A 17,220-nucleotide genomic window follows, 5' to 3' on the forward strand; every position below is an offset into this window, starting at 1 on the left:
GTCCCTTATTTAGGCTGATCACTTAAACTTGCTCACTTATTTTATAGCGTTCATCATTTCGTTTAGAACGCAAAATAAGTTCTCCTAAAAAGCCTGCCAAAAATAATTGTGTACCAATTATCATGGCTACGATTGAAGCATAGAATTGAGGTCTGTCGGTAAGCAATCTTCCAGTTGTATTAAAAAACAATTTGTCTATACCTAAATACAATCCAAAACAGAATCCAATAAAAAACATAAAACTACCCAATAAACCGAATAAATGCATTGGGCGTTTGCCAAATTTTGATAAAAACCAAATGGTAATTAAATCTAAAAAGCCGTTTATAAATCTATCCATACCAAATTTTGTTGTTCCGTATTTTCTAGCCTGGTGTTGTACTACTTTTTCATCAATTTTGGTAAAACCTTCATTTTTAGCCAAAACGGGAATGTAACGATGCATTTCTCCATACACATCTATGCTTTTTATAACTTCGTTTTTATAGGCTTTTAGTCCACAGTTAAAATCGTGTAAATGTAATCCCGAAGTTTTTCTGGCAGCGGCATTAAATAATTTTGACGGTAAATTCTTTTTGATCTTAGAATCGTAGCGTTTTTGTTTCCATCCAGAAACAAGGTCTAAGTTATTTTCGGTAATCAGGTTGTATAATTCTGGAATTTCATCTGGACTATCCTGTAAATCGGCATCCATGGTAATAACCACATTGCCTTTAGCAATTTTAAATCCTGCATTTAAAGCTTGTGATTTACCGTAGTTTTGCTGAAAGCGTATACCTCTTACTGATGGATTTTTTTTTGATAATGCTTCAATAACTTGCCAAGAGTTATCGGTACTACCATCATCAATAAAAATAATTTCATATAAAAACTGATTGGATTGCATAACTCTTGCAATCCAATCATGTAATTCTTGTAAAGATTCTTCTTCGTTAAGTAGTGGGATAACTACTGAAATATTCATAGATATATTTGATTTTAGTGCATTTCTTCAGTTCTTTTCATTACTAATGAGGCTATTAAAGATACAACAAAACCTATAAAAAGGCTCCAAACTAACCCAACTGCTGCAATAATTGCTGGACTAGAAAATTTTCTTTGCATTTCTAAACCTTGATCAATTTGGTCTTCTGAAAGATTTGGATTTTCTAACATTTTCTGACGGCTAATTTCTAAAGTTTTTTCCATAAAATCTGGCTCTATCACATTTATAAAGATTAATGTATATGCTATACCGATTACAGCACCAATTAAAGCTATGCCAACACCAGTTTTTAATCCTTGACCTAAGCTAAGAAAACCATTATTAGCTTCTTTGTATTTTTTTATACCTAAAATAATTACTACTATGGTTATAATAAAACTAATAGAGCCAGTCTTCCAATCTTGCTTATAAGCCATACCCATGGCATAGATTATTACACTTAATAGAATTGAGGCAACTCCTAAAATTAGTCCATAATTTAAAGCTATGTTTTTTGTGGGTTTCTGTTGATTTTCCATTGTTTTAATTTTATAGTTAGTTACAGCAAATATAAGTATTTAACTATTAAACATTTAGTTTTTAAACAAAATCTATCTTTAAAATTTTATGAAAAACCCTTGCAGGGAACTAAATTGATTGTATTTTTGCCGTGGGTAAGTCCTACACAACCAGCTCCCTTTGAATCCTCCAGGGCAGGAATGCAGCAAAGGTATTAGGTCGTAGCGGTGTGATGTAGATCGCTTACCCATTTTTAATGAGACTTTAGTTTTAAGAGCGTAGCGAATTAAAACTAATTAGTCGTCCCGATAGCTATCGGGATAATCCCGCTGTATAGCGGGATCTCTTTGATTTAACTACCTCATTTTTTTGATTAATGATATTAAAAACCGTTAAGAGTCGAAGACGAATTGAAAATTGCTGGTCGTCCCGATAGCTATCGGGATTTCGTCAAGCTTTCCCCTAAATATTTTTTTACTAACCGCTACGCACTATCCACTAAAGACTGCTTAATTTCCTTACATTTGTATTTCAAAAGCATAACATGTCTAAAGTAGTATTAATTACAGGTGCTTCATCGGGAATTGGTAAAAGCATTGCCGAATATTTACATCAAAAAGGGATGCTGGTTTATGGCACTAGCCGTAAACCGAAAGAGAAGAATATGAATGGCGTTAAACTATTGCCTTTAGATGTAACTGATGTTGCTACAATTAAAAAAGCTGTGGAAACAATTATTGCTAATGAAGGTAAATTAGATGTGCTAATTAATAATGCCGGTATGGGTATTACGGGGCCTATTGAAGATACACCAACCGATGAAATGCGACGTGTTTTTAATACTAATTTTTTTGGTGCTATTGATGTTATTAAAATGGTTTTACCGCAAATGCGTAAACAAAAATCGGGATTAATAGTCAACGTTACTTCAATAGCTGGTTATATGGGTTTGCCCTTTCGGGGAATTTATTCCGCTAGTAAAGGAGCGTTAGAAATTATTACCGAAGCGACACGGATGGAAGTTAAACAATTTGGAATTATAATTACGAATATAGCTCCTGGAGATTTTGCAACAAATATTGCCGCAGGGAGGTATCATACCCCTGTTTTTGAAGACTCGGCTTATAAAGAAAAATATGCTGAAAATTTAGCTTTATTGGATGAGCATGTTGATAGCGGTTTAAACCCTCAAATTATGGCTGAATCCGTTTATAAAATTATAACGAAAAAGCAACCTAAAATCCATTATAAAGTAGGTGGGTTTATGGAAAAATTCTCCATAGTTTTAAAAAGAATATTACCAGATACTTGGTATGAAAAGTTGTTAATGAACCACTACAAGTTATAGCCGTAGTTACATTCAATAAGGTATAAACCTAATAACATTAACCAATATGTTAATAAGTTAGACGTTATCATTATAAGCAAATTTTATGTAAGCCTTATATTTGCCCAACCAAACTTAAAAAGAGATCAAAATATGAAGTTTTTTATAGATACTGCAAACCTAAATCAGATAAAAGAAGCCCAAGAGTTAGGTGTTTTAGATGGTGTAACCACCAATCCATCATTAATGGCTAAAGAAGGTATAACTGGCCATGAAAACATAATCAACCATTATAAGGCAATTTGTGAAATAGTTGATGGAGATGTTAGTGCTGAGGTAATTGCAACAGATTTTGAGGGTATGGTAAAAGAAGGGGAGGCATTGGCTAAATTGAATCCTCAAATTGTAGTAAAAGTACCCATGATAAGAGAAGGTGTTAAGGCCATAAAATACTTTTCAGATAAAGGAATTAAAACGAATTGCACTTTGGTTTTCTCGGCTGGGCAAGCTTTACTAGCTGCTAAAGCGGGTGCAACCTATGTATCTCCGTTTATTGGTCGTTTAGATGATATTTCTACTGATGGACTAGGTTTAATTCAAGAGATTAGGTTAATTTATGATAATTACGGATTTGAAACTCAAATATTAGCAGCCTCAATTAGACACACCATGCATATTATGGATTGTGCTAAAATTGGTGCTGATGTAATGACTGGTCCATTAAGTGCGATTGACGGATTATTAAATCATCCATTAACCGATATTGGTTTGGCAAAGTTCTTAGCTGATTTTAAAAAAGGAAATTAGTTTATACTATTCAGAAATTGAAAAAGTTAATTCTAAATCCCACTACTAGTGGGATTTTTTTGTTAGAACAAGATGCAAACAGGTGAAGGGACTTTAACTTCTTCTACAAAGGTTAGTAGCCCAGTTATTTTATCCCTTTTAAAAGACACAATATTTTCCGAACGTTGATTGGCTACCAGTAAAAATTCATTGTTTGGAGATAGTGCAAAATTTCTGGGCCAATCTCCTTTTACTGATTCATATCCTATAGCTTTTAAAGCTCCAGATTCTTGATTAATTTCAAAAATGGCAATGCTATTATGTCCACGGTTGGAGCCATACAAAAACTTACCGTCATTTGAAATATGAATGTCCGCACAGTAACTTTTTTCGGTATAACCTTTCGGTAAGGTAGAAAAGGAATTTTCTACTTCGTATTTTTCATCTTTATTTTTTCTTATTAAAGAAACAGTACTGTTCAATTCATTGATTACATATATCCAATCTTTTTTAGGATGAAAAGCCAAATGCCTAGATCCAGGATTTTCACCAGCTATTTGTAATGTTGGAGGTTGATTGGGTACTATTTTATCATTCTCAGTATCAACAGAAGAGAACCACAGTTGGTTTGTGCCTAAATCTGCTGAGATAAACTGATTGCTACCAATAAAATACGCAGAATGAGCACGAGCTGTTTTATCTTCGTTTTCTATATTTTTATTATGGTTTTGTGTGTCGAGTAATTCTGACAACCTTCCCATTTCGTTTAGTTTAAGTAAGCCCAAATTACCACTTGAATAGTTTGCTGTCAATACATATCCATTTTTATTTGTTGCAACAAAACAAGGATGTGCACCGCCCGATGATTGCTTACTGATTAACTCCAAACTATCACCAACAATTTTGTAAGACTCCACCGTACCCATTCCGTTTACTGAATTGAGTTCATTTACCGCCAATAAATAGTTGCCGTCAGTTGATTTGGTTAAAAAGGAAGGGTTTTCTGTTTTAGCCGCCAACCCAACTTTTTTAATTTTACCACTATCCGAAAGAGCATAGGTATAAACCCCTTCGCTCTTGGTATCGGTATAAGTACCGACGAAGAAAGACATCCTATTTTCGTTTTCTATTGAAGGTTTGGTATTCATTTTCTTGTCGTTTTTACAACTGAAAGTAATTATTAAAATAAGTATTAAGTAACTATATTTCATACTATTGAGCATTAAGAATATCTTTTATTATTTTAATGTGATGGTTGGTATGAATTTCTAAAAATCGAATGGTTTTTTTTAAGTGCAATTTTCCAAATATATGATGGTCAAAATTACTTTTTGTAGGTAATTTTTCAATAGATTTTAATAATTGTTCAGCTTTTTCTAATTCTAATTTCAAATCCTCTATTCTAATATTTTCTGGTGGACGAACTTTTTTAGGAGCTTTAGCTCTTCCTCGAGGAATTGACCCTTTTAAAAAGATAATGAACCTCCACTTGTTGAATTTCCATTTATATTCATTTGGATCAGAGGTGATTAAATAGTTACAGACCCTATGTATTACTTTTAGAGAATGGTCTATATGCCATGCTACATTACTTGCTGATATTTTAGTCGCTATTTTATCAGAATTACTAATTGCTCTTTCTAGAAATGATAACTCTTGTTGTAATAAAGGCATATTTTCGGGTTCTATAAAATTTCTTCCAATTCTAAATTATAATCGTATTGTAAATCTTCGTGCAATGTACCAATTGCTTTTTTTATAGTTAACACCTGTCTTTCAAAAATATTTAACAAACTAGTATTTCTATGCATTGACGGACGCATTTCTTTGAGTTGTTCACAAAAAAATAGCAGTAATTCTACTTCGGTTTCTTTCTTTTTGGAGTACCGGATGTATTTTTTTACCAGCCTTAAAATTTTCCGTACACTTTTCTTAATGTAGAAGTAACTAGAAGTGTTAATTTGATCGAACAATGCTACAATTTCATCTTTTACCCCTTGTATAAATACTTCTTCATTTTCAGCTTCAAATAGGAGGTAGGTAAGTAATTCTTTATTTTCTTTTTTAAACTTTGAAAGTGTTAAACATAAATTCAACAACTCATCTTTAGACTTATGCTTTAATTCTCTTTTGAGTTCAGTTACAGTAGCTGTTTTCATAGAATTCAAATTTAAGTTAATTTAAAGCATAAAAAAAACCTTGTCGTATCCAACAAGGTTTTTTTAGAATTATGTGTTGTTTATTCAGAATCTGTTGCTTTATCAACCACAATGCGTTCTGCACGATTTGCTAACTCCCAAGCAGTATGAAAAATTAAACGTGATCTGTTTTCTAATAAATCATATTCAATTTTATCTGGTGTATCTGTATGTTGATGATAGTCATCATGTGTACCATTAAAATAAAATATAATTGGAACATTGTTTTTAGCAAAATTATAGTGATCTGAACGGTAATAAAAACGATTAGGATCGTTTTCATCGTTATAGGTATAATCTAATTCTATGTTGGTATATTTTTTATTTACTTCTTCTGAAATATTATGCAAATCAGTACTCAACTTATCACTACCAATTAAGTAAATATAGTTTCTGTCGCCTTCTGTTCTTTTCGGATCTGTACGACCCACCATATCAATATTTAAATTGGCTACCGTATTTTCTAAAGGAAAAATAGGATCCATATCGGTATAATAGCGTGAACCAAGTAAGCCTTTTTCCTCTCCGGTTACGTGTAAAAACACAACAGATCTTTTTGGACCCTGTCCATTATCGGCGGCCATTTTAAACGCTTCAGCAACTTCTAAAAGGGAAACAGTACCAGAACCATCATCATCAGCACCATTATAGATTTTGCCATCTCTCATACCCACATGGTCTAAGTGAGCAGATATTACAATGTATTCATCAGGTTTTTCAGAACCTTTAATGTACGCAACTACGTTTTCCGAATTAAAATCTTCTTTATTGGTTTTATAATTTAAAGTAACTGGTGTTTTTACAACCTGTGATTTTTCATTTGTAGCAATATCGCTTACAATAGCTTCAGCTAAACTTGTGTTTACAAGCATAAAGTTCATTGTATCTTCTTTTTCTTCTTTGCTTTTAAGCCCCATACTGGTTCTGCCTTTACCAAAACGCTGAGCAATCATCCCGTAAACATCTGGGTTGTAATACAATGCTGCTTTTGCACCTTTATCTTTAGCAATTCCACTTTTAGAACTAAATTCTTCACGCATGTTTGACCATTTTCCGGTACTTTCTTCGGTGCCTGAAATGATGTATTTTCCATCTTTACCTTTTGGTTCACCATTTTTAAATAATACGATCTTACCAGAAACGTCAATATCTTTATAACTGGAATAGTTATCGTCTTCAATTCCGTAGCCTACATACACTACTTCATCGGTATTTATAGTGCCGTTACTACCAGCAAATGAAACAAAATTATCGACTGTTTTAAAATCCTTTCCGTTTACATTTAGGGTAACTACTGGTGCTGCTGTTCTTTCAAGAGGAACTTCTTGATAATAATCGTTATTTGGCAAAGCAGCAGGTATGCTCAATTCCACATAATGTTTCTTTAAAAATTCAATTGCCTTTTTTTGTCCAGGTTCACCTGTATCTCTTCCTTCAAACTCATCCGAGGCATATACATATAGAGCCTCTTTTAATTCGGCAGCCGTAATGGTTTTGGCAAAATCAGTAACCGTCATTGCTGGTTTAGCAGGTGCTGCTGTTGTTTGTTTTGAGCTACTGCAACCTACCAATAAAGCTGAGATTGCTACTAGAGATAATAATTTTTTACTCATTAATTTTATATTTCCTTTAAGGAAATCGTGATTTTTCTTTGAAAAGTTCATTTAATCTTAGTTTAGTTAACTATTTGTTATTGTATTGTTGATATTCAGAAACTTAGTGCTGAATTTTCGGTGTACGATAATACGAAAAAATATAATAGTATTAAAGGTTTTATAGTAGTTTTTGATTGAATGTCGGAATTAACAATTTAACTTGACCGCTCAGAGATTTTCATTACAAATGAGAATAAGTAGTTATATACCCTTATTTTGAACGATATGATTAATTTCAGATTTAGATAAACCTAACTTGTTTTCAAGTACTTGAATGTATTCTTTAGACATGTAAAGTGGGTAGTCGGTTCCGAAAGTTATTCTATTATAACCTAATTTATTACAGTAACTCTTGAGTTCTTTAAATTCACTTTTTGTAAGTTTTTCAACTCCCTCACTATCTTTATCTAGAGCAACTGCTGAAATATCAAATAATATCGTATGTCTATTTGAAATTTTATCATTTCTATAAAGCCCTACAAATGTGTCAATAACATTTCTAGTTTTTTGATTAAATCCACCTGAAGTTCCAAAATGAGCAATTGTCAACTTAATAGGTTTCAAATCGACTAAAATAGAATCGACTAAAATTTCCACATCAGGTTTTCCAAATTTTGGATGCCAATTGTCAAAATGTAGTAGTATAGGTAAATTATTTTCAGCGGCAATTTTAAAAATAGATTTTACTTTTTTCAGGTGCTCATTTTCAGTCAAATACACTTGAGATGAGCTAAAATGAAGTTTCAAACCCCAATCCACATCTAATTTTAAGCATCTGTCAATTTCTTTTATTGCATATTCTTTTAATGGATCTATTGAGAAAAATGGTTTTACTTTTTTTCGATACTTCTTTGAAACCTCAAAAAGGTAATCATTTTCATACTTCAGTTTTTGATACTCATTTTCACCTTGATAAAATTCAGGACTTCCATAAACATAACCCATTCCTATAAGGTTTATATTATCTGCTTGATTTATTTTGAGAATAGTATCTATATCTGAATAAAACCTTTCAGGTTTTGAAAAAGGGATGCCTAAATTTTTCCAATCTTTAATTAATTCGTGACTCATTATATGAACGTGACCATCATAAACAGAGTAATTACCCTCTTGTTCGGCTGAAACCTGCTTACTTTTTTCTTTACAAGAAATAAAAACTAGAGGAACGACCAATAATATTCTATAAATTTTATTCATTTCAATATATTTTATAGTTAACACCTTAGACCCAAGACCCAGTATTTACGCTTTATTATACTAAGGCCTGATTGCAATCAATTTCCAATTTGTTTTTTTAATTCTAACTTGAGTTCTTTCGGAATATCATCCCAATTTAAGTCTAATAAAGCACCTTCTAATGAATAAAGGTAATAACAAATTGGCAAACGCTTTTTATCGTTTTTCTCAACCATTTGTTTATAGGCATTCACGGGAGTAACCTTTGCAAGATCCGTAAGGCAATAAATTCCAATTTCATTTAAGCGTTTGGCTATTGTTGGACCAATGTTTTTTGCTTCATTTATAGCTATGTTAATTTTCGAGTTCATATTTAATTATTTTCTGGTTTAGTGTATTTTACAATATCAATTCCAATTCCATTTGGGTCTTCTATAGCAAAATGTCTATCTCCCCAAGGTTCATTTCTTATTTCAACTTTTATTTCAACTCCTTTATTTTTTAATTCTTCATAAAGAGTGTCAACGTCATCCATTTCAATGGTCAGGTACATTCCTTTTCCGCTGAAAGGTGTATGGAAAAATTCATGTTGCGTGGGATGATTGGGCAATAAAAATGAGAGTTCAGCTTGTTTGTTAGGCGTATGCATTAAAAGGTAAAATTCGTTTTCAAATGTTACTCCAAATCCTAAATTTTCGATATAGAAAGTTTTACTTTCTGCTAACTTCTCTGTTAAAATTCCTGCGTTTAATTTCATGATGTTATGTTTTTTTGATTAATAATACAGCAAATATCTTATAAGGTTGGCTACTAATATTGTAAAAAACGGACATTCACTCTCTACCAAAAGCTTTTGAGGGCGTTACACCATAGAAATTCTTGAATTCTTTTATAAAATGGGCTTGGTCAAAGTATCCTAAATCGAAAAAAATTTTATTCTTTCGTAAACTTTGAGTTGAAGGTTTTGCTTTTAAGATGTTTTGAAATCTAACTACTTTACTAAACGATTTTGGAGTAGCACCAATGTAATATTTAAAAAGCCTACGGAGCTGACGAGGACTTATGCCTGTATCTATATCTGATTCTAAGTTAACAACTCCGAAATTATCTAATATTATATTTATGGCATTATAAAGTCTATTGTCATTATTAAAATCATTTTTATTTATTGTTTCAACAAGAAGATGGTCTAGTAATTTTATTATCCGTTCTGAATCTATATTTGATTTAAAACTATTTGATATAAAATCAGAAAAAGGTTTAGATACATTCTGTATAGGTTGAAATTGGTTACTCAATTTAGAAGCATCTATCTTAAATAGTTGAGGAAATGCGGTAGGTAAAAAACGAATGCCAACATAATGAAATTCATTATCTAAAGAGAATTCTGTAAATTTTTTGCAAAAGCCCATTACATAATTCTCATTTGGGCGATTTAATTCAAAGAATATATCTATACATCCATCAGTTACTACTCGATAAGTGAAAGATTCTTTTAGTGATGTATTAGTTTTTAATTCCCAATAACAATAAATGTATGGTAGCAGTTCTGTTTGTGGCAAATGCTCACAGTAAGATACCTTGTTATTTGAACGCCTTACTGAAGGTTGTAAAGGAGTGTATAAATTTCTTATGCCTTTTATAGCGTCCAAAGCATTGATTTTATTTATTATTCTCAATTAAGAGTAACCATTCTTTTAGTAAATAATTTAATAAATACTAAAATTTAACTGGTGTATTTTGTCATACTAACAAATTGTTTAATCATGGCTTAGCTTCTGATTATTTTAATAAATCTATTTGTGTATAAATTTAGTCAATTCGTTTATACCATGTGCTTCATTGTACTCGTCTTCCCCGATACTGTTCGATTCATTTGAATCATAGTCCATTGTGATTTTCCAAATAGCATTCTCTTTTTTTAGAATAACATGAAATTGACCATAATAAGTTTGTTCATCAATTTTGTCTTTATTCCTAACCAATTTATAGATACCTCTTTCGCTGGCTATAGAATCGTTATTAATACGCTCAAAAAAACGAAGCGAAATAATATTTGTTATATTATTTTCTTTAGCATTTTTAAACTGTTTCTTATAACTCTCAATATAAGTTTTGTAATCTAGTATACGTTTTCCACCTGAAATACGCAACAGTTCTTTCGAATGGATTTTGGCCATCGGTTTGTAATCTAATGAATCAAACGCCTGATAAAATTGATACCAAACGATATTAATATCTTTTAAATTCTGTAATTTTTGAGCATCAACTCGGTTTGTAAATAGAGTTAACAATAAAATAGATGCTAAGCACTTTAGTAACATATTTGTAGTCTTTACTTTTTAATCCTTTAGCACACTCCTTGAAATCACAATCTTCTGAATCTCACTTGTTCCTTCATAAATTTGGGTAATTTTTGCATCACGCATCATACGCTCTACATGGTATTCTTTTACAAAACCATAACCTCCATGTATTTGAACAGCTTCGACTGTAATTCGCATGGCCATTTCGGCAGCGAATAGTTTTGCCATGGCACCTGATAAATCGTAATTTGTATGTTGGTCTTTGTCCCATGCCGCTTTTATGCACAAATGTCTTGCAGCTTCAATTTCGGTGACCATATCTGCCAATTTAAAGGCAATTGCCTGGTGTCGGCTAATTTCTTTACCAAAAGCTTTACGTTCTTTAGAATATTGCAATGCCAATTCATAAGCACCAGAAGCTATTCCCAATGCTTGTGAGGCAATACCTATACGTCCACCTGCCAAGGTTTTCATGGCAAATTTGAATCCGAATCCATCTTTGCCAATTCTATTTTCCTTAGGCACTTTTACGTTTGTAAACATTAAGGAATGTGTGTCAGAACCCCTAATGCCTAATTTATTTTCTTTAGGACCTACTACAAAACCATCCATTCCTTTTTCAACAATTAAGGCATTTATTCCTTTATGTCCTTTTTCAGCCTCAGTTTGAGCAATAACCAAATAAACACTTGCTGTACCGCCGTTGGTAATCCAGTTTTTTGTACCGTTTAATAGATAATGGTCATCCTTGTCAATGGCCGTAGTTTTTTGCGAAGTAGCATCACTGCCCGCTTCGGGTTCGCTTAGGCAAAATGCACCAATAATTTCTCCGGTCGCCAGTCGAGTTAAATATTTTTGTTTTTGTTCTTCCGTTCCAAAAGTTTCTAAACCCCAGCATACCAAAGAATTGTTAACTGACATTACCACAGAAGCTGAAGCATCGATCTTTGAAATTTCTTCCATTGCCAATACATATGATATGGTATCCATACCGCCTCCGCCATATTTTGGATCCACCATCATACCTAAAAAGCCAAGTTCTCCCATTTTTTTGATTTGTTCAGTTGGGAATTCCTGTTTTTCGTCACGTTCAATAACTCCGGGCAATAATTCTGTTCTGGCAAATTCACGAGCGGCATCGCGAATCATGATATGTTCTTCGGTAAGATTAAAATCCATTATGTAATATTTATTTGAATAAGTATTTTCGACATCAAATATACATTTTTTATAAAAATCTTGTTGTATTTTTACGGAATGAATAATTTGTAATAAAATCAGAAGTCTAAAATTAAGGTGCAAGACTTCTATTTTGAAAGAAGAACTGGAATAGAAAAATTAACAACCAAACTATATTAATAATATTATGAATCAGTTGTAGCTACATTAATGATGTTTTATTTGAAGAGAAGTAAGTTCTAATCTTGCTTAAAAGATGTTAATGTTTAATTGAATTGTAATAAGAATGAAAGATTTATTAAAAAAATACGAAGATAAACAGCCAGAAATTGTTTTCCATTGGCAAGATTCAGAAACGGAGGCAGAAGGGTGGACGGTAATAAATTCACTTAGAGGTGGAGCAGCTGGAGGTGGTACAAGAATGCGTAAGGGTTTAGACCGAAATGAAGTTTTGTCTTTAGCAAAAACTATGGAAGTCAAATTTACGGTTTCTGGCCCAGCCATAGGCGGAGCCAAATCAGGGATTAATTTTGACCCAAACGATATCAGGAAAAGAGGTGTGTTAGAGCGATGGTATAAAGCGGTTTCACCATTATTAAAACATTATTATGGTACGGGCGGTGATTTGAATGTTGATGAAATTCACGATGTAATTCCACTTACCGAAGAATGTGGTGTTTGGCATCCGCAAGAAGGAGTTTTTAATGGACATTTTCAACCCACAGAAGCTGAAAAAATTAATCGAATTGGTCAGTTACGCCATGGAGTTATCAAAGTAATTGAAGACACAAAATTTACCCCTAAAGTTTCTAGAAAATATACGGTAGCCGATATGATGACTGGTTATGGTGTAGCTGAAGCCGTAAAACATTATTACAATATATATGGTGGAGATATAAAAGGAAAACGAGCTATTGTTCAAGGTTTTGGAAATGTTGGTTCTGCAGCCGCATATTATTTAGATCAATTAGGAGCAAAAATTGTAGGTATTATTGATAGGAGTGGAGGCGTAATCGATGAAAATGGTTTTAGTAGTGAAGAGGTAAAACAAATGTTCTTGAATAAAAGAGGGAATATGCTGGTGTCTAAGAAAATGATTCCTTTTGAAGAAATGAACAAACGTATTTGGACTATCCCAGCCGAAATTTTCATTCCAGCAGCAGCTTCAAGATTAGTTACAGAAGAGCAAATCTCTACAATGATTAAAACAGGATTAGAAGTAATATCGCCTGGAGCAAATGTTCCTTTTGCAGATAAGGAAATTTTCTTTGGTCCTATTATGGAATATACTGATAAACAAATAAGTCTATTGCCAGATTTTGTTTCAAATTGTGGAATTGCTCGTGTTTTTGCCTATTTGATGGAGAGTAAAGTGGAACTACCGATGCGAGATGAAGCCATTTTTAAAGATACTTCAGATACTATTTATAATGCTTTAGAAAAAATTCATACTTTACATCCTTATAAAACAGATATTTGTAAAACTGGATTTGAGATTGCGTTGGAGCAGTTGATTTAATTTTATATATTTAACCCCAACTAAAAATCAAACCATGATCGCAGTAATTATTCTCGTTTTTGTAATTGGCTATTTAGCAATTACCTTAGAACATCCTTTAAAATTAGATAAAACCGTACCTGCCTTACTAATGGCAGCCATAATGTGGGCATTGTTGGCTATTGGTTTTCAGCAAGGGTGGTTTAATGTTGTAGATGGGCACGAAAATGTTTTTGACTTTTTAGGAGGTGGTGATAAGCATCATGCAGAGGAAGGTTTTACAAACATGCTGTTGCATCATTTAGGTAAAACAGCAGAGATTTTAGTATTCCTAATTGGAGCGATGACGATTGTTGAAATTGTTGACTTACATCGTGGGTTTGATGTGTTAAAAAGCTGGGTAAAAACTAAAAGTAAGAAAAAGTTACTATGGATTTTAGCCATTTTAGCCTTTATTTTATCAGCTATTATAGACAATTTAACGGCTACTATTGTATTAATAACATTGCTGAGAAAACTAATTCCAGAAAGAACAGATAGGTTATGGTTTGCTGGTATGATTGTAATTGCAGCTAATGCCGGTGGGGCATGGTCACCTATTGGTGATGTAACTACGACTATGTTGTGGATTGGTAAAAAAGTTTCCGCATTACATTTGGTAGAAAGATTGGTTATACCTTCAATAATTTGTATGGTAGTGCCTGTATTTATTGCTACTTTATTACCTGCTTTTAAGGGTAATGTGGAAACAGACACCAATGAGTATAATGAAGAAGATAAAAGTCTATTAAGCAGTAGAACCATGTTATTTTTAGGTTTGGGAATGATAGTTTCCGTGCCAATTTTTAAAACAGTAACGCATTTACCCCCTTATTTAGGTATGATGTTAGCACTTGGTGTTGTTTGGTTGGTGTCAGAGTATATTCATCCTGAAGAGGATTTTACAAACGAACGGAAACATTTGTATTCCGCACACAAGGCATTATCCCGTATAGAAATGTCCAGCATACTATTCTTCTTGGGAATTTTAATGGCAGTTGCTGCTTTAGAGGCATTGGTTTACGGAAGTGTAAATATTGATGGAGTAGAGGTTCAAGTTGGGACACTCAGATACGTGGCAGAAATATTGAACGGTGCCATACCAAATCAGTCAGTCGTAATATTTATTTTAGGGATTTTAAGTGCCATAATTGATAATGTACCTTTGGTAGCTGCATCAATGGGTATGTATACAGCACCTATGGATGCAAGTTTGTGGCATTTAATTGCTTATTCAGCAGGAACCGGAGGAAGTATGTTAATTATCGGATCAGCTGCAGGTGTTGCTGCAATGGGCATGGAAAAGATAGATTTCATATGGTATCTTAAAAAAATAACTTGGTTAGCGGCCATCGGATTTATAGTCGGTTATTTTGCCTTACTCTTCATGGAGTCCTTGTAAAAATATTTATCCCGCCAATTGGCGGGATTTTTTTTATTAATCAAACAATTTTTGCTAAAATAATTCGTTTACTATCTATTATCCCTTAAACTACTATTATTATATGTTATTCTCAATCCAACAAGGTGTTGATACTGCTCAAGAAAATTTAGATGAACTTATTCCAGATGAAAAAACGTTATCCATTTATGATCTCATTATGGAAGGTGGCCTGGGTGGTCAAATTATTATTGCCATTTTAGTCGTTTTACTTGCAGTTGCACTCTACATTTATTTTGAACGCTATTTAGCGATAAAAGCTGCTTCAAAAATTGATAAAAACTTCATGAACCAGATTAGAGACCATGTCTCTAACGGAAAATTAGAAGCTGCTAAAATACTTTGTGCTCAAGCTAAATCACCTGCTGCAAGGTTGATTGAAAAGGGCGTTTCACGTATCGGAAAACCTTTGGAGGATATTAATACAGCTATTGAAAACGCTGGTAAACTTGAAATTTATAAATTAGAAAGGAATGTAAGTGTAATAGCAACTATTGCAGGAGCCGCACCTATGATTGGTTTCTTGGGTACAGTTATTGGAATGATTGTTGCGATACATGAAATAGCTAATTCAGGTGGGCAAATTGATATTAAAATGTTGTCTGACGGATTATATACAGCCATGACAACAACCGTTGCCGGATTAATTGTTGGTATTATAGCGTACATTGCATATAACCATTTGGTGGTGAGAACCAATAAAGTGGTTTATCAAATGGAAGCACAGTCAGTTGATTTCTTAGACCTTTTAAATGAACCTGCATAAAGATGAATTTTAGAGGTAGAAATAAAGTAAGTCCAGAGTTTAATATGTCATCAATGACAGATATTGTATTTTTGTTATTGATATTTTTTATGTTAACATCAACGTTGGTTACCGTAAATGCCTTAGATATTTTATTGCCAAAGGCAGAAGGGAAAACAGAAAATAATAAATCTGTTGCCATAAGTATTACTAAAGGATTAGATTTTTATGTGGATAGAAAAAAAGTAGGTGAGAACGAAATTGAGCAAAATTTGGCTTCATTACTTTCTCAACAAGAAAACCCGACAATAGTCTTACGTGCAGAAGAAGGTGTGCCTATTGAGAAAGCGGTAAGTATTATGGATATTGCAAATAGAAATAAATACAAAGTAATTTTAGCGGTAAGACCGAATTAAAATGGAACTTTTAGATACAGAATACAAACGAAAATCAGCAGTATTAACGAGCATCATAATGGCGTTGATACTGTTTTTGATTTTTACTTTTGGATTAAAATATTTAGATCCGCCAGAAGAGTATGGCATTGCTGTAAATTTTGGCACTTCAAATGTAGGTAGTGGCAACACGCAATCAGAACCCGCACCAGCATCTTCTGAACCCCAAGAGCAAGTTGAAGAAGTAGAACAAGAACAAGTGGAGGAAGTAGTTGAAGAAGTTCAAGAAACCCCAACAGAGCCGGTTTCTACACCTACAAAAGCGGAAGACGTTATCACAAACGATAATGTAGAAACTATCAAAATAAACAAACAAAAAGAAGCAAAACGTAAAGCGGAAGAAGCTCAAAAGAGAATAGAAGAAGCGGAGCGGAAAGCCGAAAGAGAAGCCAAGTTAAAAGCTGATCGAATAAAAAAACAAAAAGCTGCTGAAAAAGCTGCTAGGGATGCAAAAGCTGCAAAGGAAGCAAAAGAAAAAGCAGATAAAAGAAAAGGGATTGACAATTTATTGGGAGGACTCAATAAAGGTAATAGTAAAGGAAACGGGACTGGAGGAACTGGTAACGGAGGTGATGGTGATGATAATGGGTCTGGTGATAAAGGCTCTTTAGATGGTAACCCATATGGAAATTCTTATTATGGCTCAGGAAGTGGCAGTGGTGGAGGTTATGGTTTAAATGGTAGAAACTTGACCAAATCTGGACAAGGATTTAAACAAGATTGTAATGAGTATGGTAAAGTTGTTGTCCGTATTGAAGTAGATAAAAATGGAAGAGTGATAAAAGCTACACCAGGAGTTAAAGGTTCTACAAATACCGACCCATGTTTGTTAGCTCCAGCAAAGAAATCGGCCATGTCATTCAGATGGAATGCTGACTCTAAGGCTCCAACAAAACAGATTGGATTTGTTATTGTTAGTTTCAATAAGTAGT

General features: G+C 33.1%; 19 protein-coding genes and 1 other RNA gene. 8 read left to right on the forward strand and 12 right to left on the reverse strand.

The genetic code is table 11. The features are described from left to right. Window positions 1-22: 22 nt before the first annotated feature. Entirely contained in the window at window positions 23-964 is a 942-nt protein-coding gene (locus tag U5A88_RS04345) for a glycosyltransferase family 2 protein (protein WP_354204095.1), read from the reverse strand. A 14-nt stretch (window positions 965-978) separates the two neighbouring features. Beyond that, a complete protein-coding gene (locus tag U5A88_RS04350; RefSeq protein ID WP_354204097.1) occupies window positions 979-1,503 on the reverse strand; it encodes a DUF4199 domain-containing protein in 525 nt (174 codons plus the stop codon). A gap of 133 nt (window positions 1,504-1,636) precedes the next feature. On the opposite strand from U5A88_RS04350, the gene ffs reads away from it, so the two are divergent. From ffs to fsa, 3 genes are all read left to right on the forward strand, one after another. Then, window positions 1,637-1,735, forward strand: an RNA gene (gene ffs / locus U5A88_RS04355) — signal recognition particle sRNA small type. Window positions 1,736-2,027: 292 nt separating this feature from the next. After that, window positions 2,028-2,831, forward strand: a complete 804-nt coding sequence (locus tag U5A88_RS04360) for an SDR family oxidoreductase (RefSeq protein WP_354204099.1) — start codon at window positions 2,028-2,030, stop codon at window positions 2,829-2,831. Window positions 2,832-2,963: 132 nt separating this feature from the next. Next, window positions 2,964-3,617, forward strand: coding sequence for a fructose-6-phosphate aldolase (fsa, locus tag U5A88_RS04365; protein WP_354204101.1), 654 nt, complete (start codon window positions 2,964-2,966; stop codon window positions 3,615-3,617). Between the two features lie 62 nt (window positions 3,618-3,679). Here fsa and U5A88_RS04370 read toward each other — a convergent pair whose 3' ends face one another. The 10 genes from U5A88_RS04370 to U5A88_RS04415 form a co-directional block, all read right to left on the reverse strand. Further along, the gene (locus tag U5A88_RS04370; protein WP_354204103.1) at window positions 3,680-4,807 is read right to left on the reverse strand and encodes a lactonase family protein; all 1,128 of its coding nucleotides are present in this window, start codon (window positions 4,805-4,807) and stop codon (window positions 3,680-3,682) included. Between the two features lies 1 nt (window position 4,808). Then, the gene (locus tag U5A88_RS04375; protein WP_354204105.1) at window positions 4,809-5,270 is read right to left on the reverse strand and encodes a DUF1569 domain-containing protein; all 462 of its coding nucleotides are present in this window, start codon (window positions 5,268-5,270) and stop codon (window positions 4,809-4,811) included. Window positions 5,271-5,281: 11 nt separating this feature from the next. Then, window positions 5,282-5,755 (reverse strand): hypothetical protein, encoded by a 474-nt coding sequence (locus tag U5A88_RS04380; protein ID WP_354204107.1) that lies wholly within the window; start codon window positions 5,753-5,755, stop codon window positions 5,282-5,284. Between the two features lie 80 nt (window positions 5,756-5,835). Beyond that, the gene (locus U5A88_RS04385; RefSeq protein WP_354204109.1) at window positions 5,836-7,458 is read right to left on the reverse strand and encodes a M28 family metallopeptidase; all 1,623 of its coding nucleotides are present in this window, start codon (window positions 7,456-7,458) and stop codon (window positions 5,836-5,838) included. A 192-nt stretch (window positions 7,459-7,650) separates the two neighbouring features. After that, on the reverse strand, window positions 7,651-8,646 hold the full coding sequence (locus U5A88_RS04390) for an amidohydrolase family protein (RefSeq protein ID WP_354204111.1): 996 nt from the start codon (window positions 8,644-8,646) through the stop codon (window positions 7,651-7,653). A gap of 77 nt (window positions 8,647-8,723) precedes the next feature. After that, window positions 8,724-8,996 (reverse strand): TfoX/Sxy family DNA transformation protein, encoded by a 273-nt coding sequence (locus tag U5A88_RS04395; protein ID WP_354204113.1) that lies wholly within the window; start codon window positions 8,994-8,996, stop codon window positions 8,724-8,726. 2 nt (window positions 8,997-8,998) lie between these two features. Further along, window positions 8,999-9,382: a VOC family protein gene (locus U5A88_RS04400; protein ID WP_354204115.1), complete on the reverse strand. Its 384-nt coding sequence runs from the start codon at window positions 9,380-9,382 to the stop codon at window positions 8,999-9,001. 76 nt (window positions 9,383-9,458) lie between these two features. Further along, entirely contained in the window at window positions 9,459-10,277 is an 819-nt protein-coding gene (locus U5A88_RS04405; protein ID WP_354204117.1) for an AraC family transcriptional regulator, read from the reverse strand. 144 nt (window positions 10,278-10,421) lie between these two features. Further along, window positions 10,422-10,949, reverse strand: a complete 528-nt coding sequence (locus U5A88_RS04410; RefSeq protein ID WP_354204119.1) for a nuclear transport factor 2 family protein — start codon at window positions 10,947-10,949, stop codon at window positions 10,422-10,424. Window positions 10,950-10,967: 18 nt separating this feature from the next. After that, window positions 10,968-12,110: an acyl-CoA dehydrogenase gene (locus tag U5A88_RS04415; protein WP_354204121.1), complete on the reverse strand. Its 1,143-nt coding sequence runs from the start codon at window positions 12,108-12,110 to the stop codon at window positions 10,968-10,970. A 286-nt stretch (window positions 12,111-12,396) separates the two neighbouring features. Between U5A88_RS04415 and U5A88_RS04420 the strand changes: the two genes are divergently transcribed. The 5 genes from U5A88_RS04420 (at window position 12,397) to U5A88_RS04440 (ending at window position 17,219) form a co-directional block, all read left to right on the forward strand. Further along, entirely contained in the window at window positions 12,397-13,629 is a 1,233-nt protein-coding gene (locus U5A88_RS04420) for a Glu/Leu/Phe/Val dehydrogenase dimerization domain-containing protein (RefSeq protein ID WP_354204123.1), read from the forward strand. 34 nt (window positions 13,630-13,663) lie between these two features. After that, window positions 13,664-15,049, forward strand: coding sequence for a sodium:proton antiporter NhaD (nhaD, locus tag U5A88_RS04425; protein WP_354204125.1), 1,386 nt, complete (start codon window positions 13,664-13,666; stop codon window positions 15,047-15,049). Between the two features lie 103 nt (window positions 15,050-15,152). Then, the gene (locus U5A88_RS04430; protein ID WP_354204127.1) at window positions 15,153-15,854 is read left to right on the forward strand and encodes a MotA/TolQ/ExbB proton channel family protein; all 702 of its coding nucleotides are present in this window, start codon (window positions 15,153-15,155) and stop codon (window positions 15,852-15,854) included. Between the two features lie 2 nt (window positions 15,855-15,856). Then, window positions 15,857-16,249, forward strand: coding sequence for an ExbD/TolR family protein (locus tag U5A88_RS04435; protein WP_354204129.1), 393 nt, complete (start codon window positions 15,857-15,859; stop codon window positions 16,247-16,249). 1 nt (window position 16,250) lies between these two features. Further along, window positions 16,251-17,219 carry an energy transducer TonB gene (locus tag U5A88_RS04440; RefSeq protein ID WP_354204131.1) on the forward strand — a complete coding sequence of 323 codons (969 nt, stop codon included), beginning with the start codon at window positions 16,251-16,253 and terminating at the stop codon, window positions 17,217-17,219. Window position 17,220 lies beyond the last annotated feature (1 nt).

The organism is Aureibaculum sp. 2308TA14-22 (genome assembly GCF_040538665.1).
Classification (GTDB): domain Bacteria; phylum Bacteroidota; class Bacteroidia; order Flavobacteriales; family Flavobacteriaceae; genus Aureibaculum.